This window comes from Microbacterium lushaniae (assembly GCF_008727775.1).
GTDB classification, from domain to species: Bacteria; Actinomycetota; Actinomycetes; order Actinomycetales; family Microbacteriaceae; genus Microbacterium; species Microbacterium lushaniae.
In genome coordinates this window covers 2,739,462-2,760,780 of sequence record NZ_CP044232.1, presented here as the reverse complement: position 1 = coordinate 2,760,780, position 21,319 = coordinate 2,739,462, and the positions used below count along the sequence as shown (strand labels likewise).

The 21,319-nt window shown below is 70.8% G+C and carries 26 protein-coding genes; 10 read left to right on the top strand and 16 right to left on the bottom strand.

The window, feature by feature from the left end:
* Nucleotides 1-66: 66 nt before the first annotated feature.
* The gene (locus F6J85_RS13255; protein ID WP_150925655.1) at nucleotides 67-570 is read left to right on the top strand and encodes a bifunctional nuclease family protein; all 504 of its coding nucleotides are present in this window, start codon (nucleotides 67-69) and stop codon (nucleotides 568-570) included.
* Between the two features lie 10 nt (nucleotides 571-580).
* On the opposite strand, the gene F6J85_RS13250 is transcribed toward F6J85_RS13255, so the two are convergent.
* The 9 genes from F6J85_RS13250 to F6J85_RS13210 all read right to left on the bottom strand — a co-directional run bounded on the left by F6J85_RS13250 (nucleotide 581) and on the right by F6J85_RS13210 (nucleotide 8,619).
* Nucleotides 581-1,807, bottom strand: a complete 1,227-nt coding sequence (locus tag F6J85_RS13250; RefSeq protein ID WP_150925653.1) for an ABC transporter substrate-binding protein — start codon at nucleotides 1,805-1,807, stop codon at nucleotides 581-583.
* Complete coding sequence (locus F6J85_RS13245; RefSeq protein ID WP_150925651.1) at nucleotides 1,807-2,910, bottom strand: branched-chain amino acid ABC transporter permease; 1,104 nt, start codon at nucleotides 2,908-2,910, stop codon at nucleotides 1,807-1,809. The genes F6J85_RS13250 and F6J85_RS13245 overlap by 1 nt, the downstream gene beginning before the upstream one ends.
* Nucleotides 2,907-3,788: a branched-chain amino acid ABC transporter permease gene (locus F6J85_RS13240; protein ID WP_135068380.1), complete on the bottom strand. Its 882-nt coding sequence runs from the start codon at nucleotides 3,786-3,788 to the stop codon at nucleotides 2,907-2,909. The genes F6J85_RS13245 and F6J85_RS13240 overlap by 4 nt, the downstream gene beginning before the upstream one ends.
* The gene (locus tag F6J85_RS13235) at nucleotides 3,781-4,545 is read right to left on the bottom strand and encodes an ABC transporter ATP-binding protein (RefSeq protein WP_150925649.1); all 765 of its coding nucleotides are present in this window, start codon (nucleotides 4,543-4,545) and stop codon (nucleotides 3,781-3,783) included. Before F6J85_RS13235 ends, F6J85_RS13240 begins: the two co-directional genes overlap by 8 nt.
* Entirely contained in the window at nucleotides 4,542-5,375 is an 834-nt protein-coding gene (locus F6J85_RS13230; protein ID WP_191906610.1) for an ABC transporter ATP-binding protein, read from the bottom strand. Before F6J85_RS13230 ends, F6J85_RS13235 begins: the two co-directional genes overlap by 4 nt.
* 172 nt (nucleotides 5,376-5,547) lie before the next feature.
* Entirely contained in the window at nucleotides 5,548-6,831 is a 1,284-nt protein-coding gene (locus tag F6J85_RS13225; RefSeq protein ID WP_150925645.1) for an HNH endonuclease signature motif containing protein, read from the bottom strand.
* Nucleotides 6,832-6,947: 116 nt separating this feature from the next.
* Complete coding sequence (locus tag F6J85_RS13220; RefSeq protein ID WP_150925643.1) at nucleotides 6,948-7,964, bottom strand: NAD(P)-dependent alcohol dehydrogenase; 1,017 nt, start codon at nucleotides 7,962-7,964, stop codon at nucleotides 6,948-6,950.
* A complete protein-coding gene (locus F6J85_RS13215) occupies nucleotides 7,961-8,185 on the bottom strand; it encodes a helix-turn-helix transcriptional regulator (protein WP_150920754.1) in 225 nt (74 codons plus the stop codon). The genes F6J85_RS13220 and F6J85_RS13215 overlap by 4 nt, the downstream gene beginning before the upstream one ends.
* The gene (locus F6J85_RS13210; RefSeq protein ID WP_150925641.1) at nucleotides 8,185-8,619 is read right to left on the bottom strand and encodes a hypothetical protein; all 435 of its coding nucleotides are present in this window, start codon (nucleotides 8,617-8,619) and stop codon (nucleotides 8,185-8,187) included. Before F6J85_RS13210 ends, F6J85_RS13215 begins: the two co-directional genes overlap by 1 nt.
* A 192-nt stretch (nucleotides 8,620-8,811) precedes the next feature.
* Here F6J85_RS13210 and F6J85_RS13205 point away from each other — a divergent pair, with 192 nt between their 5' ends.
* Complete coding sequence (locus tag F6J85_RS13205; protein ID WP_150925639.1) at nucleotides 8,812-9,672, top strand: type II CAAX endopeptidase family protein; 861 nt, start codon at nucleotides 8,812-8,814, stop codon at nucleotides 9,670-9,672.
* Here F6J85_RS13205 and F6J85_RS13200 read toward each other — a convergent pair.
* Nucleotides 9,669-10,721: an LLM class flavin-dependent oxidoreductase gene (locus tag F6J85_RS13200; RefSeq protein WP_150925638.1), complete on the bottom strand. Its 1,053-nt coding sequence runs from the start codon at nucleotides 10,719-10,721 to the stop codon at nucleotides 9,669-9,671. The two genes, F6J85_RS13205 and F6J85_RS13200, sit on opposite strands and share 4 nt — an antisense overlap.
* Before the next feature lie 181 nt (nucleotides 10,722-10,902).
* Here F6J85_RS13200 and F6J85_RS13195 point away from each other — a divergent pair, with 181 nt between their 5' ends.
* Nucleotides 10,903-12,075, top strand: coding sequence for a zinc-dependent alcohol dehydrogenase (locus tag F6J85_RS13195; RefSeq protein ID WP_150925636.1), 1,173 nt, complete (start codon nucleotides 10,903-10,905; stop codon nucleotides 12,073-12,075).
* On the opposite strand, the gene F6J85_RS13190 is transcribed toward F6J85_RS13195, so the two are convergent.
* The 3 genes from F6J85_RS13190 to F6J85_RS13180 are packed head-to-tail and all read right to left on the bottom strand — an operon-like array spanning nucleotide 12,053 to nucleotide 14,312.
* The gene (locus F6J85_RS13190; protein WP_150925634.1) at nucleotides 12,053-13,081 is read right to left on the bottom strand and encodes a glycosyltransferase family 2 protein; all 1,029 of its coding nucleotides are present in this window, start codon (nucleotides 13,079-13,081) and stop codon (nucleotides 12,053-12,055) included. The two genes, F6J85_RS13195 and F6J85_RS13190, sit on opposite strands and share 23 nt — an antisense overlap.
* Before the next feature lie 5 nt (nucleotides 13,082-13,086).
* A complete protein-coding gene (locus tag F6J85_RS13185; RefSeq protein WP_238706960.1) occupies nucleotides 13,087-13,287 on the bottom strand; it encodes a CDGSH iron-sulfur domain-containing protein in 201 nt (66 codons plus the stop codon).
* The gene (locus tag F6J85_RS13180) at nucleotides 13,284-14,312 is read right to left on the bottom strand and encodes an iron-containing redox enzyme family protein (protein WP_150927437.1); all 1,029 of its coding nucleotides are present in this window, start codon (nucleotides 14,310-14,312) and stop codon (nucleotides 13,284-13,286) included. The genes F6J85_RS13185 and F6J85_RS13180 overlap by 4 nt, the downstream gene beginning before the upstream one ends.
* Nucleotides 14,313-14,475: 163 nt before the next feature.
* Here F6J85_RS13180 and F6J85_RS18035 point away from each other — a divergent pair, with 163 nt between their 5' ends.
* Nucleotides 14,476-14,703: a hypothetical protein gene (locus F6J85_RS18035; RefSeq protein ID WP_150925631.1), complete on the top strand. Its 228-nt coding sequence runs from the start codon at nucleotides 14,476-14,478 to the stop codon at nucleotides 14,701-14,703.
* Nucleotides 14,704-14,722: 19 nt separating this feature from the next.
* Here F6J85_RS18035 and F6J85_RS17730 read toward each other — a convergent pair whose 3' ends face one another.
* Entirely contained in the window at nucleotides 14,723-14,890 is a 168-nt protein-coding gene (locus F6J85_RS17730) for a hypothetical protein (protein ID WP_191906609.1), read from the bottom strand.
* On the opposite strand from F6J85_RS17730, the gene F6J85_RS13170 reads away from it, so the two are divergent.
* From F6J85_RS13170 to F6J85_RS13160, 3 genes are all read left to right on the top strand, one after another.
* Nucleotides 14,877-15,056, top strand: a complete 180-nt coding sequence (locus F6J85_RS13170) for a DUF2231 domain-containing protein (protein ID WP_191906608.1) — start codon at nucleotides 14,877-14,879, stop codon at nucleotides 15,054-15,056. The two genes, F6J85_RS17730 and F6J85_RS13170, sit on opposite strands and share 14 nt — an antisense overlap.
* A gap of 237 nt (nucleotides 15,057-15,293) precedes the next feature.
* Nucleotides 15,294-16,052, top strand: a complete 759-nt coding sequence (locus tag F6J85_RS13165) for an MBL fold metallo-hydrolase (RefSeq protein WP_150925626.1) — start codon at nucleotides 15,294-15,296, stop codon at nucleotides 16,050-16,052.
* On the top strand, nucleotides 16,052-16,456 hold the full coding sequence (locus F6J85_RS13160) for a hypothetical protein (protein WP_150925624.1): 405 nt from the start codon (nucleotides 16,052-16,054) through the stop codon (nucleotides 16,454-16,456). The genes F6J85_RS13165 and F6J85_RS13160 overlap by 1 nt, the downstream gene beginning before the upstream one ends.
* 3 nt (nucleotides 16,457-16,459) lie before the next feature.
* Here F6J85_RS13160 and chrA read toward each other — a convergent pair whose 3' ends face one another.
* A complete protein-coding gene (gene chrA / locus F6J85_RS13155) occupies nucleotides 16,460-17,653 on the bottom strand; it encodes a chromate efflux transporter (protein WP_150925622.1) in 1,194 nt (397 codons plus the stop codon).
* Between the two features lie 71 nt (nucleotides 17,654-17,724).
* Here chrA and F6J85_RS13150 point away from each other — a divergent pair, with 71 nt between their 5' ends.
* From F6J85_RS13150 to F6J85_RS13140, 3 genes are all read left to right on the top strand, one after another.
* Nucleotides 17,725-18,111 carry a PPOX class F420-dependent oxidoreductase gene (locus F6J85_RS13150; protein ID WP_150920702.1) on the top strand — a complete coding sequence of 129 codons (387 nt, stop codon included), beginning with the start codon at nucleotides 17,725-17,727 and terminating at the stop codon, nucleotides 18,109-18,111.
* A gap of 30 nt (nucleotides 18,112-18,141) precedes the next feature.
* A complete protein-coding gene (locus tag F6J85_RS13145; RefSeq protein WP_150925620.1) occupies nucleotides 18,142-19,146 on the top strand; it encodes an arsenic resistance protein in 1,005 nt (334 codons plus the stop codon).
* 71 nt (nucleotides 19,147-19,217) lie between these two features.
* Nucleotides 19,218-19,760, top strand: coding sequence for a pyridoxamine 5'-phosphate oxidase family protein (locus F6J85_RS13140; protein ID WP_191906607.1), 543 nt, complete (start codon nucleotides 19,218-19,220; stop codon nucleotides 19,758-19,760).
* Between the two features lie 21 nt (nucleotides 19,761-19,781).
* Here F6J85_RS13140 and F6J85_RS13135 read toward each other — a convergent pair whose 3' ends face one another.
* Nucleotides 19,782-21,305, bottom strand: coding sequence for a SulP family inorganic anion transporter (locus F6J85_RS13135; protein WP_150920705.1), 1,524 nt, complete (start codon nucleotides 21,303-21,305; stop codon nucleotides 19,782-19,784).
* Nucleotides 21,306-21,319 lie beyond the last annotated feature (14 nt).

Below are 21,319 nucleotides of genomic sequence, written 5' to 3'. Positions count from 1 at the left end.
CCGGTGACGGATGCGGCGGCCCGCCGTAGGCTGAGGGGCATCCCACCGACGGCAGGGGAGGGCGGCATGGTCCGCGTACGCGTGGCAGGGGTCGCACTGGACTCCGCGCAGCAGCACGTCATCCTGCTCAAGCCGGTGGGTCCGTCCGCCCTCGCCGGCACGGTGCTCCCGGTGTGGATCGGAGCCCAGGAGGCGACGGCGATCCTCGTCGCCGTGGAAGGGGTGGTGCCGCCCCGCCCGCTCGCTCACGACCTCATGGTGAGACTGGTCGACGCGCTCGAGGGCTCCGTCGAACGGGTCGACGTGACCCGCGTGGACGGCGGCACCTTCTACGCGGAGGTCTCCCTCGTCACCCCGCACGGGCTGCGCGTGATCGACGCGCGCCCCTCCGACGCCATCGCCCTCGCCTCGCGGACGGACGCACCGATCTGGGTCGCCGACCCGGTGTTCGCTGAGGCGGGCGTCCCCGAGGCGGTGACCGACCTTCCCGACCAGGTGGACGAGGAGGAGGAGGTGGACGAACTCCGTCGCTTCCTCGACGAGGTCGACCCCGACGACTTCAAGGCGTGAACGTCGCGGCCTACTCGACGATGCCCAGTTCCCGCAGGTCGATCAGCTCGCCCTGCGGCTGCCAGCTCGTGCCGTCGAACTGGGTCAGCTGCACCTGGAAGATCAGGCGCCCGCCGAAGCCGGCGTCGAGGGTCATGCCGTCCTGCAGGTACGGGTTGGCGGTGTCCTCCATCGAGTCCCACGCCTCCAGGAGTCCGTCGGCTGTGAGCTCGGGCGCCGCTTTCAGTGCTTCGACCAGCGCCGCGCCCAGACCGTACCCGTTGAACGCCAGCGCCTGACGGATGTCCTTCTCATAGCCGTGCTCGGTCATCGCGGCGACGAAGGCCTGTGTGGCCTCGTCCTCCTCGTTCTTCGGGTCGGCCGGATCCTTGCCCCAGTGGAACGCGTACGCGTCGCGGACGGCTTCCGCGCCGGCCGGGTCGACGACGGTGACGAAGTCGGCCATGTTGCCGGCGAGCAGGAGCGTCGGCTCGTAGCCGATCTCGTCCATGTACGCCGTGACCGCACCGATCGTCGGAGCGCCGATGTTGATGATGACCGTGTTCACCCCCGCCGCCTGGAACTGGCTGACCTGCGCGCTGAGGTCGGCCGTGCCGGGCGGGACCGTCGCCACCTGTGCCGGAGTGACGCCGCCGGCTTCCAGGCCGGCGATGTGGCTCTCGCTCAGGTCGTTGTTGAAGCCGATGAACCCGACGACCGCGTCGGGGGCGTTCTCCTTCAGCCATTGCGCGTGGAGCTCGCCCTCCCATGCGACATCGGGCCAGAAGGCGCGCGTGTACGGGAAGTTCTCGACGTCGCTGAGGGGGGTCTGGCCGGCAAGGGCGATCTGCGCGACCTTCTTGTCGTTGAGGTAGGGGCGGCCGGGGACGGCGATGCCGCCGAAGTTGACCACCGCGATCGCGCCGTCCTTCTCGACGAAGCTGCGCTGGTTGTCGGCGAGGCGGGCGGGGTCGTATCCGTCGTCGGCGGTGACGAGCTCGATCTGCCGGCCGTCGATGCCGCCCTCGGCGTTCGTCGCCTCGATGTACGCCTGGAAGCCGTGCAGGCCCGCGGCCGCTGCAGCCAGCGGTCCGCTCTGCGGCCAGCTGGCGCCGATGACGATCGGGCTGTCGTCGGCTGCTCCCTCGTCGGGCTCGGTCGCGGCCTGCCGGCCGGTGCACCCCCCGAGCAGCAGCGCGACGGCGGTCGCCGCGGTGACGGCGATGAGGGTGGGGCGAGTTCGTCGTGACATCTTCATCAGCGATTCGCTTCCTTTCGTGTGAGTGCGGGTGGTGATTCGGGTCTCGGTTCGGTGCGCACGGGGGCGGAGCGGGCGCCGCCGGCGGTGGCGGGTGCGCGGCGGACGGTGAGGCCACCGATCCGCCGCGCGAGCGTTGAGCTCCAGCCGGCCAGACCCCCCGGCGCGAAGATCAGGCACACACCCAGCAGCACCGCGAAGATGAGCTGAGCGAACTGGCCGGAAGCTTGGCCGGGCAGGACGTCGCTGGCGAAATCGGGGAGATACACCACGATCGCGGCCCCGACGATGGCGCCGATCCATGACCGGTTACCCCCCACGGTGGTGGCCATGAGCAGGATCAGCGAGAACGTCAGGAGGTAGCTGTCGGGGGTTGCCACCGTGAGGACGAGGACCAGGATGCCGCCGGCCAGACTGGCCACGGCGGCGCTGACCACGAACGCGATGAGCTTGAGCTGTGGGACGCGCACCCCGTTGGCCATCGCGAGGATGCGATTCGTGCGCACCGCGGCGTAGGCGCGGCCGAAGCGCCCGGTCGTGATGTTGCGCAGCAGTCCCAGCGTGCCGGCGAGCGAGGCCAGCGCGAAGAGATAGCCCAGCTGAGCGGACGTCAGGCCGGCCTGCGCGGTGAAAGGGGAGGTGGGCAGCGCCAGCCCGACGGTTCCGCCGGTGAAATCGCTGAATCTGTTCATCAGCAGCGGGAAGACGGCGGCGATCGCGATCGTGAACAGGCCGAGGTTGAGGCCGCCGAGCTTGAGCGCGGGGATCCCGATGACGACTCCGACGAGCAGTCCCACGGCGACGCTGCCGGCGAGAGCGACGGGCCACGGTGCATCGAGGTTCAGCATCATGAGCATCGTCGTGTAGCCGCCGATGCCGAGGATCGCGCCGTGCCCCACGCTGATCTGTCCGGAGAAGCCCACGAGGAGGTTCAGTCCGGCTACGCCGAGGGCGATCGCGAGTACGCGCGTGGCGTTGAAGAGGTCGTAGTCGCTCACCAGGAACGGGACGCACACGCCGATGAGCAGGAGGGCGAGGGTGCCCAGCCCGCGCGGCGTGCGGAACCACGGCCGCTCGAGCGGGTAGGGGACGGGAGGGGTCACGCGCGCACCATCCGTTCTCTTCCGAAGAGCCCGCCGGGTTTGATCAGAAGGACGATCACGATCAGGACGAAGGCGACGACGATGTTGAGGTCGCCGCCCAGGAACGGGATGTAGCGGCCCGCGAACGCGGTGACCACTCCGATCAGCAGGCCCCCCACGACTGCCCCGACGCGGCTGGTGAGGCCGCCGAGGGTCGCGGCGGACAGCGCCATGAGCAGGGGGAAGTTCATCATCTGGGGCGACAGCCCCAGCGTCGGTGCGGCCACCACTCCGGCCACGGCCCCGACGGCACCGGCGACCGCCCAGCCCAGGGCCAGCCACACCGGTGCGGAGAGCCCGAGCAGTGCCGCAGACGGTGCGTTCTGCGCGACGGCGCGCAGGCGCAGTCCGATGGGCGTCTTCTGGAACAGCAGCGCGGTCAGGGCCATCGCCACGATCACCAGCAGCGCACCGCCTGCCTGCTGGTACGTCAGCCGCAGGCCGGCGAACTGGATGATGCCCGACCCGAAGGGGCTCGGGAAGCTGCGGGGGTCGGTGCCCCAGATGATGCTCGCCAAGGCGCTGATGCCCAGCAGCAGTGCGACGCCCATCGCCATCAGGACGCCTTCGTTGCGGGTGTCGACCCAGCGGACGACGACGACGTGCAGGAGCGCCCCGATCACCGCGGATGCGGCGACGGCGATGAGGATCGCCAGCCACGGCGGGATCCCGCCCAGCAGCACCGTGTACGCGATGAAGGCGGCGACGACGGCCAGCTCGCCCTGGGCGAAATTCAGCATCCCGGTGCCCTGGAACACCACGCTCAAGGCGAGTGCGAGCGCCGCGTACACCGTTCCGGTCGTGAGGCCGTCGAGCAGGATCTGGAAGAACTCAGTCATCGAGTGCCCCTTCGGGCGAGGAGGTCGCAGCCGGGGAGTGCGCGTCGCCGAGGTAGGCGGCGCGCAGGGCGTCGTGGTCCTGCAGCTCGGTGGCCGGTCCTTCCAGCGCGACGCGGCCGCGGGAGAGGACGATCGCCCGGTCGGCGATCCGGAGGGACAGGCGGGCGTTCTGCTCGGCGAGCAGGATGGTCAGCGACCATGCGTCGCGCAGCGACTGGAAGCGGTTGAACAGCTCCAGCGTCGTCAGCGGTGCAAGACCCAGCGACGGTTCGTCCACCAGGAGCAGCCGAGGGCGTGCGAGAAGGGCCCGTGCGACGGCGAGCATCTGCGCCTGGCCGCCCGAGAGCGCGCCGGCCTGGCGGGCCCGCATCTCGTGCAGGACGGGGAACGTCTCGGCGATCAGCTCCAGGTCGGAGGTCGTGCGCGCGCGCAGGTTCCGCGGGCGGGCGAGAGCGCCCAGGCGCAGGTTCTCCTCGACGGTGAGTTCGGTGAACGTGCCGCGGCCCTCGGGGACATGGCCGAGGCCCAGGCGCGCGACCCGTGCGGTGGACAGCCCGTCGATGCGGGTTCCCGCGAGCGTGATCGCGCCGGAGGATGCGACCTGACGCGACAGGGCCCGCAGCAGCGTCGTCTTGCCCGCGCCGTTCGCGCCCAGAAGCGCCACGATCTCGCCTTCCGCGATCGCCAGGTCGACGCCGTGGAGCACCTGCACGCCGCCATAACGGGCGCACAGGTCTTCGGCGATGAGCATGGTCATGGCAGCTCCCCGTCGGCGGGTGCATCGGCACCCAGGTAGGCGGCGATCACGAGCGGATCGGCCGACACGGTCGCCGGGTCTCCGGAGGCCAGCAGCCGCCCGGCATCGAGGACCGCGACGAATCGGGCGACGCGCATGACCAGCCCCACGTCGTGCTCGACGAGCAGGCTCGTCATGTCGGAGTGGGCGCCGAACTCCGCGATGAATCCGAGCAGCTCGTCGGCCTCGTCGGCGCTGAGGCCGGCGGCCGGTTCGTCCAGCAGCAGGAGCTGGGGGCGCGACAGGAGCGCGCGGGCGATCTCGACGCGTCGACGATCCGCGTGGGCCAGGCTGCTCACGGGGGCCAGGGCCAGCGGCTGGAGGCCGAGCGGGCCCATCAGCTCCCACGCGTCCAGCCGCACGGCGCGCTCTTCGCGGCTCGCCCGGCCGATCCTCAGGGCGGCCGCCCACATCCCCGCCCGCATTCCGCCGTGCGCTCCGAGCAGCACGTTCTCGAAGACGTTGAGGTCGGGCAGAAGGGTGGGCGTCTGGAACGTGCGGGCGATGCCGGCGACCGCGCGCGCCTGGGCGGGCATGTCCCTCATCGGGCGTCCCGCCAGGGCGATCTCGCCCTCGTGGCGGTAGATGCCGCTGATGCAGTTGAAGAGGGTGGTCTTGCCGGCGCCGTTGGGACCGATGACCGCGCTGGTTCCTCCGCGAGGGATGTCGAAGCTCACGTCATCCAGAGCGCGAACACCCCGGAATCCGATCCCGACGTCGCTGATCGTCAGCGCGGGAGCGAGGGTCGTCATCTCGTGCGTGCGCACGGTCGCGTCGCTGTCCAGGGTCATCATCCTTGATGTCGTCGGGCGGGGTGAGGGGGTGCCTCGTCGCCATCGTATGAGCGGCCCTGCGATATGGGTCAGAGTGATTTGCGTATACGGGACATCGACGCTATTGATGTCCGAGCGGGCAGCCCATACCGTCCCGGGCTCCGGCGGTCGCGCTGGAACGGGGTAGGTCTCACGCGGCGCGGAAGACCGGGACCCGTCGCTCGGGCTGTTCGACGTAGCGTCGGCCGAGGGGCGAGATCCACTCGATCGCGCCGCCGGCGAGCTGTCGCACCACCCACCCGCCGTGATGCTTGATGGTGTGATGGCCCTGGCACAGCGGGGCGAGGTTGGAAAGCTCTGTTCGTCCGCCGTCTTCCCACGCGACCTGATGGTCGATCTGACATCGGGCGGCAGGCATCGCGCACCCCGGGCCCATACATCGATCGGCTCGCCAGCGGACCAGGCGCCGAAGCGGGGCGGGCGGGCGGTACTTCCTGCGACCCACCGAGAGGACCGTCCCGGTCTCGGGGTGGGTGAGGATCCGCATCCAGCTGTCGGCCGTGCCGCACAGCTCCCGTGCCCGCTCGATCGGGATCGGACCGACCCCCTCCACGACGGCCGGCTCGCTCTGTCCGGCCAGTTCGTCATTGAGGAGCGCCATCGCCGGGACGGTGACGGCGACTGTCGCGCGGATCCCACGGGCGGCGGTGGGGTACTCCCGGACGACCCCATCGACGAGCAGATCGGCTACGGCATCGGCGCGGAGCTGGTCGAGAGTGCGCGTTTCACCCTCTTCTGCCGCCAGCACCTTGGCGATGGCGGTGACACGGTCGTGGACGGCGTGGGCTTCCACAGCCGGCAGGTGAACGAGGAGCCACGCCATGCCGTCGGCGGCCGGCTCGATGACGACTCGGCGCTGCGCGATCGCGTCGCGGTGGCGTTCCTCGAGCGTCGCCGCCCGGACCATCTCCACCAGCTTGCGCAGCAGGCGGCGAAAGGCGCCGAGCGGGTGCGCCTCGGCCAGCTCGACCGCGAGAGGAATCACCTGCTCGCGGAGCGCCGGCTCGACGGTGTCGACGAGTTCGACGAACACCTCTGCGTGACGCTCGGTCGTTCGCGCCCCGTGCAGCGAGGCAAGCATCGAGGGGTAGCGGGCGACGAGCCCCTCGGCGGTGATCAGGAGCCGGTCTGCGGCATGCTCGGTCATCTGAAGCGCCGCCGCAAGCTCCAGGCGCAGCGAACGCTCGATGATCTCCGGGCCGGCGCCGCGGAAAGTGGTCACCTCGGTGAGCGCTGCTCGATGCATCGCCTCGACCCGTTCGAACCGCTGCGCCGCGAACACCGCCATCATCGTCGACACCTCGGTCACGAGGTCCAGCGGATCCAGCACGCCGGCCGGCTCGGGGTTGTCCTCCCAGAGCGCCTCGAGCCCCTCGTCGGCGTCGTCCGCCGAGTGGGTGGCATCTGTGCTCATGGGAAGAGGTTAGAACGTACCTCCGACATTCGGCTTCCAACCCCGGCGAAGGTACGACGTACTTGGCGAACGATTCGGCCACGCACAGGTTGAACTCCACGCCGGGCGGGCTGCCCTCAGAGGCCGCGCACGACCAGCTTGCCCACCGTGTGCGCCGCGTCGATGTGCGCCAGCGCGGCACGGGCCTGCGTCTGCGGCCACACGCGCTCGATGTGCGGGGTGATGTCGCCCGCGGCCGCCAGGCGTGCCAGTTCCGCGGTGATCTCCGGCTTCGCCGTCGCTGCGAGCGGCCGCAGGCGCCGCGACCCGAACACCGACAGCACCATGGCGCGAAGGATCACCGCCAGCGGGCCGGTCACGGGGCGGCTGCCGCCACTGACGAGAACCACGGTGCCGCCGGGAACGACGAGGCGACGCAGCTGCCGCAGCGGATGATCGCCGGCGATGACGACGACGGCGTCGAAGGATGCCGCAGTGAGCTGCGACAGGTCGGTGCGCCGGTGCTCGAGCCCGGTCGTCGCGCCCAGCGCCGTGACCACGGGAAGCGCACGGGGGCCAGCCAGCGCGGTGACTTGGGCTCCGCGGAGCGCCGCCAGCTGAACGGTGAAGTGCCCCACCCCGCCGCCGGCGCCCACGATCAGCACGCGCGCCCCGCGGGCAGCGTCGCCTTCGAGCCCGGCGAGCGCGAGCGCCTGCCACGCCGTGCCGCCGGCCATCGGCAGCGTGGCCGCGACGAGGTCGTCCAGGCCCTCGGGGCGGAGGACGAGCCGCGCGGCGGGGACTGCGACGAAGGGTGCGAGCCCGCCGCCGGTGGTCTCGCCCAGCACCGCGTCGCCCACCTGCAGCGTCGTGACGGCGGCGCCTGCCCGGACGACCGTGCCGGCGATGTCGCGGCCCTGCACCGCGGTCCGCGGGCGGCGCAACCCGAATGCCAGGCGCAGGATCAGCGGGTCTCCTCGCATGACCCGGGCGTCGGCGGAGTTCAGCGCGGTCGCATGGACGCGCACCAGCACGTCGTCGGGACCCGGAGAGGGGACCGGCACCTCTTCGGGCGCGACGGCTTCGGCATCGCCGTAGCGGTGCTGTGCCCACGCGGTCATGGTGGGGGGCGCGGCTGTGGCGTGCGTGGTCATGAGGTCTCCTCCTCGGGGTAGCGGAACACCGCGTCCAGGGGGGTCCCGAATACGCGGGCGATCTGGAAGGCCAGCTCCAGAGTGGGCGAGTACTTGCCCTGCTCGATGGCGATGAGGGTCTGCCGCGTCACGCCGATGCGGCGGGCGAGCTCGGCCTGGGTGAGTCCCGCGGCTTCGCGCAGGGCTCGGATGTCGTTGACCACCTTCGTGGGCTTGACCATCAGACCAGTCCCCGGCGGTAGGCGACGACCTGCGCGATGCCGCCGATGAAAGCCGACAGCGCGAACCCGAAGAACATGGTGTTCGCGATCCAGAACCAGGACACCTCGAGCGCGCACAGCGCGATCACGCCCAGTCCGGCGATGACCATGAAGGCTTGACCGACACGGGATCCGAGGCGGGCGATGTCGCGGTCGCGCAGGTCTGCCGCGCCCACGCCGTCGGGGTCGCGCACACCGGCGATCATGCCCCACACGATGCTGAGGACGATCGAGCCGACGATGCTGCCGAGGATCGTCCAGAGCATGATCGGCCACCAGTGCACGTCGGCGAGCGGTCCACCGCCGGCCGCGTGCAGGATCACGATGACGTAAACCGTCATCGCCACGAGCGTGATGATGAGCTGCGACCACGTGTTGCGTTCTTGATAGACCACGTCACCCTCCTCCGGGTGTCAAGAATGTTTGACACGCTCAGTATTGGATGCCGCGACCTCCCTGTCAAGAATTTTTTACATTGGGCCCGACGATCAGACCGCCGATAGTGTGCGTGTGGGTGACTTCTCGTTCGGCTGGTCGGGAGAGCCTTGTGTCCAGAATCCCGACTACTGAAAGAGACTCACATCGCAATGCTCAGACGGCACCCCCTCGTCTCGTTCTTTGTTCTGGCCTTTCTCGGCTCATGGATCGGCTGGAGCCCGTGGTGGCTCTCCCGGAGCGGTATCGGGCTTCTGCCATTCGAATTGCCGTTTGCTGCAGTCGCAGGCATCAACCAGCTCGGGTTGTTCGCGGGTCCATTCGCGGCGGCGTTCATAATCGTGCGGGCGACGGAGGGCCGCGAGGGCCTTCGCCGGTTCCAACGCCGCATCTTCCAACTGCGTGGTCGGCCTTTCTGGTGGATGCTCGCGCTTGTCTTCATCCCGATAGCCGCAGGACTCGGGTATCTCCTCGTGCCTGGCTTCGCATTCGCCGTCGAAGACGCCGGGATGACGACCGTGATTCTCTTGGCAAGCACCTATTTCGTCTACATTCTCGGCGGACCACTTCAAGAAGAGCCCGGCTGGAGGGGCTTCGCTCTTCCCAGACTCCAGCAGCGGCTGCACCCCTTGATCGCGGCCCTTGTTCTTGGAGTCATCCACTGTCTCTGGCATGCGCCACTGTTCTTGACGAGCGAGTGGGATACCGCGCGACAGGATCCCAGCCAGTTTCTCGCGTATCTCGTTCTCGTCGTCAGCTTGTCCGTTGTGCTGTCCTGGCTCGCCAACGGGTCTCGCGGTTCGATACTTCTCGTGATCCTCGGTCACAACAGTGTCAACTGGGCGCTCTTCGCCGCGGGCACCTTCGAAGGCGCGCCGGTCTCATCGAACTGGCCCGCGGCACTTGGTCTTGCGTGCCTCGCCATCGCTGTGACGAAGGGGCGACTCAGGTACTCCCGGGACCCGCTACCCGCTGAGCGCCGCTCGGCCGTGAACGCGTCCGGCAACGCCTAAATCGCAGCGCCCTGAACGGGTCCATCGGAGTTCGGCGTCCAGCCGAGCGCAGGAGCAACATGCTTCGCGAACGACTCGACCACGCGGAGGTTGAACTCGACACCGAGCTGGCTGGGGATCGTGAGCATGAGGGTGTCGGCCGCGGCGATCGCGGCGTCCTGCTGCAGCTGTTCGACGAGCACGTCCGGCGCGGCGGCGTAGGTCTTGCCGAAGGTCGCCTGGAACCCGTCGATCATGCCGATGCCGCCCCCCTCGCCGGCTCGGCCGAAGTACAGCGCGTCTTCGGTCGTCGTGATGGGGAAGATCGACCGGCTGACCGACACTCGGGGCGTTCCGGGGTGCCCCGCCTCCCGCCACGCGGCGCGGAAGCCGTCGATCTGATCGGCCTGCAGCAGGTCGAACTCGCGCCCGTCCGCCTCGGTGAGGAGGGTCGACGACATCAGGTTCACGCCCATCCGCCCCGCCCAGGCGGCGGTGTCGCGATTGCCGGCACCCCACCACACGCGCGAGCGCAAACCGGGAGAGTGCGGTTCGACTCGCTGCCGGCCCACGGCGCCACCGAACGGGCTGGAGGGGTCGCCGTCCGCGAGGCCTTCGCCCTCGATGGCACGGAGGAACAGGTCGAAGTGCTCGCGTGCGAGGTCGGCGCCGCGCGGGTCCTGCGCGCCGGTGTAACCGAACGCCTCGTAGCCGCGCACGACGGTCTCGGGTGAGCCGCGGCTGACCCCGAGCGCCAGGCGGCCGTCGCTGAGCAGATCGAGTGCGGCGGCCTCTTCGGCGAGGTAGAGGGGATTCTCGTAGCGCATGTCGATGACGCCCGTGCCGACCTCGATATTCCGTGTGCGTGCGGCGATGGCCGCCAGTAGCGGCATCGGCGAGGACTGCTGGCGGGCGAAGTGATGGACGCGGAAGTACGTGCCGTTGACGCCCAGATCGTCCATCCCCTGCGCGAGGTCGACCGCCTGGTGGAGCATGTCGCCGGCGGTCAGCTCCCGACCTCGGCCGAGGGGTCCGTAGTGGCCGAAGGAGAGGGTGCCGAATCGCTGCATGCCTCCCTCAACCGCCGCACCGGCACACGTATTCCCATGAATGCATGCGGCGCTCGCAGGCCTCGCGGGAGGTCGCCCGTAGTGACGGCCCGCGGGGGTGTCAATCCCCTCTCGACGGGCGTGCGGCACCGACAGGCTCGAGGACGGACCGCGGACGACGCGAGCGAAGGGGCGAGACGGCATGAGGGCACTGACATGGCAGGGCAAGCGCAAGGTCGAGGTTCGGGACGCGCCCGATCCGCGGATCGAACAGCCCACGGACGCGATCGTGCGCATCACATCGACGGCCATCTGCGGCTCCGACCTGCACCTGTACGAACTGTTCGGCCCGTTCCTGGACCCGGGCGACATCCTCGGGCACGAGGCGATGGGCGTCGTGGAGGAAGTCGGCTCCGACGTGACGACGCTCGCACCCGGTGATCGCGTCGTCGTGCCCTTCAACATCGCGTGCGGGCACTGCTTCATGTGCCGCTCCGGCCTCCAATCCCAGTGCGAGACGACGCAGGTGACCGAGTACGGGTCGGGCGCGGCGCTGTTCGGCTACACCAAGCTGTACGGTCAGGTCCCCGGCGGACAGGCCGGGATGCTCCGGGTGCCGCTGGCCGAATACAACACGGTGCTCGTGGGCAAGGAACTGCCCGATGACCGGTACCTCTTCCTCAGCGACATCCTGCCGACGGCGTGGCAGGGCGTGGAGTACGCGAACCTGCCCGAGAACGGCACGCTGGTCGTGCTCGGCCTGGGTCCGGTCGGTCAGTTCGCATCACGCATCGGCGTGCACCGCGGTCACCGCGTGATCGGGATCGATCCGGTGCCCGAGCGGCGTGAAATGGCGGCGCGGTTCGGAGTGGAGGCATGGGACGACGACGACGCCCTCCAGCGCGTCCGCGACGCGACGGAAGGCCGCGGCGCCGACGCCGTGATCGATGCGGTGGGCATGGAAGCCCACGGCAGCCCCGGTGTGCACCTCGCGCACCAGGCCATAGGCGCGTTGCCTGACGCGCTCGCGCGTCCCCTGATGAAGCGCGCGGGAGTCGACCGGCTGGCCGCGTTGCACTCGGCGATCGACATGGCGCGCCGCGGCGGCACGGTCTCGATCAGCGGCGTCTACGCCGGCGACGCCGACCTCCTGCCGATGAAGACGATGTTCGACAGGCAGCTGACGCTGCGGATGGGGCAGTGCAACGTCAAGCGCTGGATCGACGATCTGCTGCCGCTGGTGGAAGATCCCTCCGATCCGCTGGGCACCGAGCAACTGGTGACGCACCGCGCGCCGCTGGAGGAGGCGCCCCGGCTCTACGAGACGTTCCAGCGCAAGGCGGACGGCTGCATCAAGGTCGTGCTGCAGCCCTGACCGCCACCGGCGCCGCGGATGACTGCGCCGACGGAGTCGGCGACGACGCCGCGCCGGCATGGCGCGCGCGGAGGACGCCAAGCGGGGTCGCGGCGCGCGAGAGCCGCTGGTCGGCGTAGCGCACACCGCCGCGCGCGCACAGCACGACGGCCGCCCACGAGGTGACGCCGCGCTCCACCACCCATGCCGGTGCCCACAGCGCCGCCGTGGGCGAGAAGATGCGCGCTCCGCCGTGGCGTCGCCGGCCCACCTCGCCGACGACGATCGCGGCGCCGATGAGGGTGACCAGCGCTGCCGGTCGCCGCCCGGCGAGCAGCAGGGCGGGGAGGATCGCGAGCTCGGCGACCAGCCGCCCGGGCTGGGCGAGGCTGTCATATGCCTGCCGCACGCGCTGACCGAGGAAATGGCGCGTGGAGGGCGGGCGACGCACCACATACAGGTCATGCAGGGCGCGCACACGCCCGCCGGCGGCGCGGATGGTGCGCTCCATCTCCAGGTTCTCGAAGAGCACGTCGGGGTCGTATCCGCCGGTGGCCGCCAGCGCCGAGCGGCGCACCGCGTAGGTGCCCGGATAGTCCCCGCCCAGCGCGCGGTTGATGAGCGTCCGGCCGGTGTCCCAGCGGGCGTGCCACGGGAGGGGGTCGAAATGGTTCTGCGGCTTGACCAGCTCGGCGTCCTGGAGCGCTGCCACGAGGCGCGCCAGTGCCGCCCGGTCATAGCGGACGTCGTCGTCGGCGAGCACGATGCGTTCGTGCCGAGCCGCCGCGACCCCCGTGAGGACCCCGCGCACCTTCCCGTTCGCGCCCTGACGCAGCCCGATGTGGAGATGGCGCACGACGTCTCCCCACGCCTCCGCGTGGGCGGCGAACAGGTCGGGATCGGATCCGTCGACCACAGTGACATCGATCCACTGCGCCAACCGGTGCAGGTAGGCGCTCAACTCCGCCACGCCCGCCTGGTCGCTCCCCTTGAGCGGGAGCACGTACTCGGCGGCGAGCCGCGGCACGGCGCTCAGTCCTCCGTGCGGAACCCCGCCGCCTTGTGCGTCCCGTCGCAGAACGGCTTGATCGCCGACAGCCCGCAGCGGCACAGCGCGACGGTGCGGCGCGTGCGGGGGATGGGTTGGCCGTCGGCGGTGCGCAGGTCGACGTCGCCCCGGAGCAGGAGCGGGCCGTCGGGGTAGGCGGTGATCGTCACGCGGTCGTCGGTCACGGCAGGTCCCGCAGGGAGGATTCCGACCGCTCCCATGCTTCCAGCATGTGCTCGCCCGCCCAGCCGTCCACCACCAGGCAGGCCGACGCGCCGAAGAGGATGTCGGGCAGCAGGTCGGGGCGGTCCTCGGCGAGCGCGCCGGCCATGTCACGGCCCGCGATCTGCTCATGCACGGCGTCGGCCTCGACGTGCTCGTCGAAGTAGTCGGTGACGTCTTCTCCGTAACCCAGGCGCCGCAGCCCGTCGGCGTACTTCTTGTTCGGGATCGACGAGGTCATCTCGAACGCGGCGAGGTGCCCCACGATCGCTCCCAGCAGGCGCCGGTTCAGCCCGAACATCGACATCGCGTTGTGCGAGGCCAGAGTGACGGCGGGCACCCTGTCGACGTACGCGCCGTAGGTGTCATCCAGCCCGGCACCGCGCATCGACGCGGCGAACATCGTGGCGTGCACGCGATCGGGCCGCCCTCCGCCGTACTCGTCCGACTGGATCTCGACCAGGGCGGCCTTCGCGCGCCCCCGCAGGCGGGGAATGGCCCACGAGTGCGGGTCGGCCTCCCGCAGCGTGTAGATCGAGCGCTGGATGAAGAACTCCTGAGCCTGCTCGCGCGTCGCCTTGCGGAACATGTGTCGCGACAGACTCGGCCCCGTGTCGGCCGAGGTCATCTCGAACAGCAGCCGCGCCACCGCGTCGGCGGTCGGCTCGGGAAGCTCGGGCACCGGGGCATTCGCACGCAGCTCGGCCTCGAACGCCTGCTCGAGCATCCGTCGCGTCCGCACCAGCTCCGGGTCCCACTCCAGATCGGGGGAGAAACCGTCGATCGACCCGTAGGCCGAGGCGTACAGCGCGAACAGCGCCAGCTGGATGTCGTCATCGCGGGCGATGTCGTCCGCGCCGGCCAGAGCGTCCGCTGCTGCGGAGACGTGATCGGCTCCCCGACCTTCGCCACCGGTCAACGTGCGCAGGACCGCGTCGCTGAGCGGGCCACGGGGAGAGAACGGAACACCCACGGCTGGAGGGGCCATATCGACGACGGTCACGGGCACTCCGATCTGCAGGGACAAGACCCTTCCACCTTCTCGCCCCGGCCGGGGGTGGCGGGGGCCCTTGACAACCGCCCGGACGTCGACACCCGCGACCCGGCGGTCGCGCTGATTGTGCACGCACGCGGCCCGCAAGGCAACCCCCGTGAAGTCCGGCGGCATCCGTCGTTTCGTGTCTGCTGCGCCGGCCGGCCGGTCATCCCCGTCGGCGCAGACATCCCCGTCGACGCGGAAAGGACACGCGATGTACTTCCATCGGCAAGAGCTGCAGCACAAGGACATGCCCGACAAGCCGGACGCGGTCTACGCGCGCAAGCTCCAGGAGTCGGAGAAGCTTGCCGGCGGCGCCCAGGACGCGGTGCACAAGGAATGAAACCATCACCCGACACGGCCTACCCGGCGATGCGGAGTGCGAAGGGCTCGCCGGTGCGGTCGTAGCGGCCGTCCTCGGCCTGCTGGATCTCTCGCGCATCCCGCGCGGCACCCCCGCACGTCATACGGCCCTGCTGCACGGCGCTCAATGCGGGCGCGATCGTGCTGTTCGCGGTGGTACTGGTCATCCGCTTCGCTGTCGGCGACGACATCTCCCCGTGGGCGCTGGCGATCACGGTGGCCGCCCTGCTGATACTCGGGTTCTCCGGATGGCTGGGCGGCAAGCTCTCCTACCGCTGGGGAGTGCGGGTCGCCGATGAGACCACCCAGCGGGAGGGCTACATCGGCGCGTGACTCACCGCCGGCCCCGCCGACCCGTCAGGGCCGCGGCGCCGGCGAGCGTCGCGGCGACAACCCGGCGCGCAGCGCAGGCGATCGCCATCCCCCCTTCACAGTGCCGGCGTCATGGTGCGGGCACGACTTCGGCATCCGGAGAGGGTTGACACGGTGCGGGTGCGGAGGAGTACCAGGGCTGGTGGACGGTGGCAACCCCGTCCGCGCCGCGGCACCTCTGCGCGCACAGTGTTGCGCATGACGCGTAACCCCGATGGTGTCTTTCCCGTCGCGGAGGGAGTGCTCCGCATCAGCCGCGCGGCGGTGAACTGCTATCTGGTCGATGCGGACGACGGTCCGGTACTGGTGGACGCGGGCCTGCCGCGCACGTGGCCGCTGCTTCGGCAAGCGCTCTCGTCGATCGGGCGAAGCCCCGACGATCTGTCGGCGGTCTACCTCACGCACGGACATTTCGACCATGTCGGCATGTGCGACCGGCTGTGGCACGACCACCACGTGCCGCTCCACGTGCACGACAAGGACGTCCCCCTCGCGCGGCACCCGTACCGTTACGCCCACGAGCGACCACGGTTCGGGTACCCCGTGCGGTACCCCGGGGCGTTGCCGGTGCTCGCGCGCATGGTCGCCGCCGGGGCTCTCGGGGTGCACGGGGTGGACGCCCAGGGAGACGTGCGGCCGGGGGCGGTGGATCCGCTGCGAGGCGGGCTGATCCCGGTCGCCTCCGCCGGCCACACCTTCGGGCACTGCGCATTCCACCTTCCCGACCGCGGCCTGCTCTTCTCCGGCGACGCGCTGGTCACCTACGACCCCTACACCGGCAGGACCGGGCCGCGGGTCGTCGCCCGCGCCGCGACCGCCGATGCCGACGCCGCCCTCGCGGCACTGGACGCGCTCGCCGCCACGGGGGCGGACGTCGTCCTCCCCGGTCATGGCGAGCCGTTCCGAGGTGGCGTCTCCGACGCGGTGGCCCGTGCGCGGGCGGCGGGGATCGACTGATGACCGACGCGGCACGCCACGAAGCGCTGCGCCGGAGGATCGCCGGTCGCATCGCCGCGGCGCAGGCCGCGCTGCTGGGGGCGGCGGCCTTCGCCGGCCTCCTTCCCGGCGCGACCATCCTTCTCGGGCTGCTCAGCTCCGATCCGCCGCTGGACGCGTTGCGCGCCGGCGGAGCGGTCCTTCTGGCCGCTGCCGTGTGGCGGGGCGATGCCCCCGCCCTCTCCCGCGCTCTCCTGGCGGTCGGTGGCGTCGGTCTCGCGTTCGCGGCGTGGGTACTGCTGGATCCGCACATGGCGGGCCTGCTCACCGCGGGCGCGACCCCCCTGGAGGGCGCGATCTCCGCCGCGTTCGGGGCGGTGGCCCTCGCGACGGCGCGCCTCAAGAAGCGCACGACGGTGCCCTGACGGTCAGGGGACGAGTGCGAGCGCGATTCCGCCGGCGGCCCCGACCAGCACCACCGCCCACGACGGCCAACGCCACACCGACAGCAGCACGAAGCATCCGAGGGCGAGCGCGAAGTCGGCTGCGCCGCGGATGGCCGTGGTGAACAGCGGCGTGTACAGGGCTGCGCCGAGGATGCCCACGACGGCGGCATTGGCCCCGCGCAGCAGCGGCTCGGCCCACGTGCGCCGCCGCACCGCGCCCCAGAACGGCAGCACCCCGACCAGCAGCAGGAGCCCGGGAAGGAAGATGGCCACCGTCGCCACAGCGGCACCCAGGATGCCGCCGGGCCCGACATCGACGAGGGCTCCGAGGTAGGCGGCGAACGTGAACAGGGGCCCGGGCAGTGCCTGGGCGGCGCCGTACCCGGTGAGCACGGCATCCGCGCCGAGCCAGCCGCTGTCGACGACCGCCGCCTCCAGCAGGGGCAGGACGACATGGCCCCCGCCGAAGACGAGGGAGCCGGCGCGGAAGAACGCGTCGAACAGCGCGAGACCGCCGGCCCCGGTCGCCAGCACGAGCAACGGCAGCGCCACCACGAGAACGGCGAAGGCCGCCAGGCACGCCACGCCCACCGCGCGTGACACCCGGATCGGCGGCGGCGGCGACGTGGGGGCGGAGCCGGGCACCCCCCGGCACAGCACCAGTCCCGCAGCAGCGCCCAGCGCGATCGCCAGAAGCTGCCCGGCCGGCCCGCCGGGGAACAGGGCGAGCAGCACCGCGCCCGCGGCGATCGTGGCCCGCCGCGCATCGGGGGTGAGGGTGCGTGCCATTCCCCACACCGCCTGGGCGACGACCGCCACGGCGACGATCGTGAGTCCGTGCACCACGCCGGCGGCGATCGGACCGGACAGCACCGCGGCGCCGGCAGCCAGGGCCACCATGATCACCGCGGAGGGCAGCGTGAATGCGACGAACGCGGCGAGAGCGCCGCACACGCCGGCGCGCACCATCCCGAGGGCGAATCCCACCTGGCTCGAGGTGGGGCCGGGGAGCACCTGACCCAGCGCGACCAGATCGGCGTATCGGGCGTCGTCGAGCCACCGGCGTCGCGTGACGAACTCGTCACGGAAGTACCCCAGGTGAGCGATGGGGCCGCCGAACGACGTCAGCCCCAGCTTCAGGAAGGCGCGGAACACCTCGCCGGTCGAACCTCGCACCCGCCCAGTGGACCACCGTCGGCTGAACCGTGGGTGAACGACTCGGCGCCGCGCCCTGCGATGCTGGATGCATGCGCCACGAGCTCGCCGAGAAGGCCGACCACGAGTACGTCTCCCTCACCACGTATCGCCGCACCGGCGAGCCGGTGGCCACGCCGGTGTGGATGGTGCGCGACGGCGACCGGCTGCTGGTGACCACGGGCGGCGCGTCCGGCAAGGTCAAGCGACTGCGGCACACGCCCCGCGTGTCGCTCGCCGGCTGCGACGCGCGCGGCAGGGTCGCGCCGGATGAGGTGCCGGCCACCGCGCACGCCGTGGTGGACGCGAGTCCCGAGACGCGCGAACGGCTGGACGCGGCGCTGAAGGCGAAGTACGGGATGAAGTACCGCCTCCTCCGTCTCGGTCGGCGCAAGGACGCGGCATCCGTCGCCCTCGTGATCACCGATCCCGAGCACTGACATCGGCGCGACATGACCCAGGATGGGCGTATGTCGCGCCTGACCGAGTGGATGGACGCGCGTCAGGTGGTGCTGGCCGTGGCCGGCATCGCCGTGGGCGCGGCACTCGCGCTCGGCCTGCCCGCCGTCGCCCGCCCGCTCGAGCACGCGATCACCCCCGCCCTCGCGGCCCTGCTGTACGTCACGTTCCTGGCCGTGCCGTTCGTGCGCCTGGCCGCGGTGTTCCGGGACGGGCGCCTGCTCACCACGGTCGTGGTGCTCAACTTCGCCGTCGTGCCGGCCGTCGTGTTCGGCCTCAGCCGCGTCGTCGCCCAGGACAGTGCCCTCCTGCTCGGGGTGCTTCTGGTCCTGCTCACCCCGTGCGTCGACTACGTCATCGTCTTCTCCGGCATGGCCGGGGGCGACCGCGAGCGGCTCCTCGCCGCGACGCCGGTGCTCACGATCGGCCAGGTGCTGCTGCTGCCGGCGTACCTCTGGCTCATGGGCGGGGAGCACACGCTCGCGGCCATCGACCTCCGGCCGTTGGTCGAGGCCTTCCTGCTCGTCGTCGCGGTTCCCTTGGCGCTGGCGGTCCTCACGCAGCTGCTGAGCCGTCGCTCCGCCGTGATCGGCCGCACCGCGGGCGTGGTCCAGGGTGGTCTCGTGCCGCTGATGGCGCTCACCCTGCTCGTGGTGGTCGCCTCCCAGCTCACCCGTGTGGGCGAGGCCGTCACCGAACTGCTGCCCATCGTCCCGGTGTTCGTGGCGTACGCCGTCGTGATGGTGCCCATCGGGGCCGGGCTCGCACGCGCCGCCGGGCTGGACCGCCCCGGCCGCATCGCCGTCGTCTTCAGCGGCGTCACCCGCAACTCGCTCGTCGTCCTTCCGCTGGCCCTCGCGCTTCCTCCCGCATTGCACCTCGCTGCGCTCGTCGTGGTCACCCAGACGCTCGTGGAACTGCTCGTGATGGTCGTCCTCGTGGGGGTGTTCCGGCGGATGCGGCGACCCGATCCCGCCGGGGTGGAACCCGTTCGGGAAAATCGCGCACCCCGGTAGCCAAGAGCCGGTCGGCCACGTAGATTGCGCCTGACCGGACTACGCAGCCGACAGCGATGGAGGAGACGGACATGGTCGACAGTTCTCCCGGAGCCAACCGTGACCACCGGATCGAGCAGCTCACCACGGCGGAATGCTGGGCGCTCCTGGAGCGGACCCGCATGGGGAGGCTGGCTCTGCTGGATGCCTCAGGTGCGCCCGAACTCTTCCCGGTGAACTACACCAGCCACGAGGGTTTCCTCTACATCCGCACGGCCAACGACAGCAAGCTCCGCCACATCCGCGTGAATCCCGGAGTCGCCTTCGAGGTGGACGGCAACGAGGACGACATCCACTGGAGCGTCGTCGTGCGCGGCGCCGCGGCGCAGGTCACCACCGACGACGAGATCCGGCGCAGCGGGGTTTCGCAGCTGACGACGGCGAGCGTCACGATCAAGCCCTTCTACATCCGGCTGGCTCCGTCCGTGCTCACGGGGCGCCGCTTCCGTGAACGCGGCGTGCCCGGCCGCGAAGAGCCCACCGCCCCGGCGACGGGGCCGGTCGACCGCGGCGCGGGCGTGCCGCGGTCGACCCGCCCCAACCCCATTCCGCACCTGCCGCCGTTCGAGGAGTGACGAGGCCTCGAGCCGGCGCGCTCAGTGCGCGGCGTCGACGCCGCCGCTGAGGCGGCCGTGCAGGCGCGTCGTGGCGTCGTTCATGCCCTCGAAGGTCACCGTTTTGCCGAGCCGGTCGTACTTCGTCTGGATCGCGTCCAGCGCCGCGACGCTGGAGGCGTCCCACACGTGCGAACGCGACAGGTCCACGATCACCCGATCGGGATCGCGCGTGTACGCGAACTGCGTGGTGAGGTCGTTGCTGGAGGCGAAGAAGAGCGCCCCGTCGACGGTGTAGCGCGCCGTGGGCTCCGCGGCATCCGTCGCGGTCACGACGCGCGTCACGGTGGTGAAATGCGCCACGCGGCGCGCGAACAGGAGCATCGCCGTCACCACGCCGACTCCGACGCCGATCGCGAGGTTGTGCGTCCAGACGGTGACGACCACCGTCACCACCATGACGACGGTTTCACTCTTGGGCATGCGTCGCAGCGTGCTCGGGCGGATGCTGTGCCAGTCGAAGGTGGCCACCGACACGACGATCATGACCGCGACGAGGGCGGCCATGGGGATGATCGCGACGACGTCGCCGAGAACCACGACGAGCACGAGCAGGAACACCCCGGCGAGGAACGTGGAGATGCGTGTGCGCGCACCTGAGGCCTTGACGTTGATCATCGTCTGCCCGATCATCGCGCAGCCGCCCATGCCGCCGAACAGGCCCGACAGGATGTTCGCCGCCCCCTGCCCGAGCGCCTCGCGCGTCTTGCGCGAATGCGTGTCGGTGATCTCGTCCACCAGCTTCGCGGTCATGAGCGATTCCAGCAGGCCCACGATCGCCATGGCGACGGCGAACGGGCCGATGATGCCGAGCGTCTCCCACGTGAGGGGGACGTTCGGAACGAAGAGCTCGGGCAGGCTGCGGGGGAGAGCGCCCTCGTCGCCCACGGTCGGGACGTTCAGGGCGAACACGACCGCGGCGCCGGTGAGCAGCACGATCGCGACCAGGGGTGCGGGCACCACCTTGGTCAGCCGCGGCATGGCGTACATGATGAGCAGCCCCGCCGCCACCAGCGGGTAGACCAGCCACGGCACGCCGACCAGGTGCGGCACCTGGGAGATGAAGATCAGGATCGCCAGTGCGTTGACGAACCCCACCATGACGCTGCGCGGCAGGAACCGCATGAGCTTCGCCACGCCCAGTGTCGCCAGCACCAGCTGGATGAGCCCGCCCAGGATGACCGTCGCGAGGAAGTAGTCGATGCCGTATTCACGCGCCACCGGGGCGATGACCAGTGCGACGGCCCCCGTGGCGGCGGTGATCATGGCGGGGCGGCCGCCCAGGAACGCGATCGTGACCGCCATGATGAACGACGCGAACAGTCCGTACCGCGGATCGACGCCGGCGATGATGGAGAACGCGATCGCCTCGGGGATGAGGGCGATCGCCACGACCAGGCCCGCGAGCACTTCGCGCGTGAGCAGACGGGGGCTCTGCAGCGCCTGCCACACGGTCGGCTCGATGCGGTGGCGGCTGGCGGATTCCGGCGCGTCGACGGCGGTCATCGTGCTCCTGTCAG

What these genes read in the sequence shown, in the direction of transcription:
- F6J85_RS13255 (WP_150925655.1), top strand. Translation starts at nt 67, where the DNA reads ATGGTCCGCGTACGCGTGGCAGGGGTCGCACTGGACTCCGCGCAGCAG.
- F6J85_RS13250 (WP_150925653.1), bottom strand. Translation starts at nt 1,807, where the DNA reads ATGAAGATGTCACGACGAACTCGCCCCACCCTCATCGCCGTCACCGCG.
- F6J85_RS13240 (WP_135068380.1), bottom strand. Translation starts at nt 3,788, where the DNA reads ATGACTGAGTTCTTCCAGATCCTGCTCGACGGCCTCACGACCGGAACG.
- F6J85_RS13235 (WP_150925649.1), bottom strand. Translation starts at nt 4,545, where the DNA reads ATGACCATGCTCATCGCCGAAGACCTGTGCGCCCGTTATGGCGGCGTG.
- F6J85_RS13230 (WP_191906610.1), bottom strand. Translation starts at nt 5,375, where the DNA reads ATGACCCTGGACAGCGACGCGACCGTGCGCACGCACGAGATGACGACC.
- F6J85_RS13225 (WP_150925645.1), bottom strand. Translation starts at nt 6,831, where the DNA reads ATGAGCACAGATGCCACCCACTCGGCGGACGACGCCGACGAGGGGCTC.
- F6J85_RS13220 (WP_150925643.1), bottom strand. Translation starts at nt 7,964, where the DNA reads ATGACCACGCACGCCACAGCCGCGCCCCCCACCATGACCGCGTGGGCA.
- F6J85_RS13215 (WP_150920754.1), bottom strand. Translation starts at nt 8,185, where the DNA reads ATGGTCAAGCCCACGAAGGTGGTCAACGACATCCGAGCCCTGCGCGAA.
- F6J85_RS13205 (WP_150925639.1), top strand. Translation starts at nt 8,812, where the DNA reads ATGCTCAGACGGCACCCCCTCGTCTCGTTCTTTGTTCTGGCCTTTCTC.
- F6J85_RS13200 (WP_150925638.1), bottom strand. Translation starts at nt 10,721, where the DNA reads ATGCAGCGATTCGGCACCCTCTCCTTCGGCCACTACGGACCCCTCGGC.
- F6J85_RS13195 (WP_150925636.1), top strand. Translation starts at nt 10,903, where the DNA reads ATGAGGGCACTGACATGGCAGGGCAAGCGCAAGGTCGAGGTTCGGGAC.
- F6J85_RS13180 (WP_150927437.1), bottom strand. Translation starts at nt 14,312, where the DNA reads ATGGCCCCTCCAGCCGTGGGTGTTCCGTTCTCTCCCCGTGGCCCGCTC.
- F6J85_RS17730 (WP_191906609.1), bottom strand. Translation starts at nt 14,890, where the DNA reads ATGACCAGTACCACCGCGAACAGCACGATCGCGCCCGCATTGAGCGCC.
- F6J85_RS13165 (WP_150925626.1), top strand. Translation starts at nt 15,294, where the DNA reads ATGACGCGTAACCCCGATGGTGTCTTTCCCGTCGCGGAGGGAGTGCTC.
- F6J85_RS13160 (WP_150925624.1), top strand. Translation starts at nt 16,052, where the DNA reads ATGACCGACGCGGCACGCCACGAAGCGCTGCGCCGGAGGATCGCCGGT.
- F6J85_RS13150 (WP_150920702.1), top strand. Translation starts at nt 17,725, where the DNA reads ATGCGCCACGAGCTCGCCGAGAAGGCCGACCACGAGTACGTCTCCCTC.
- F6J85_RS13145 (WP_150925620.1), top strand. Translation starts at nt 18,142, where the DNA reads ATGTCGCGCCTGACCGAGTGGATGGACGCGCGTCAGGTGGTGCTGGCC.
- F6J85_RS13140 (WP_191906607.1), top strand. Translation starts at nt 19,218, where the DNA reads ATGGTCGACAGTTCTCCCGGAGCCAACCGTGACCACCGGATCGAGCAG.
- F6J85_RS13135 (WP_150920705.1), bottom strand. Translation starts at nt 21,305, where the DNA reads ATGACCGCCGTCGACGCGCCGGAATCCGCCAGCCGCCACCGCATCGAG.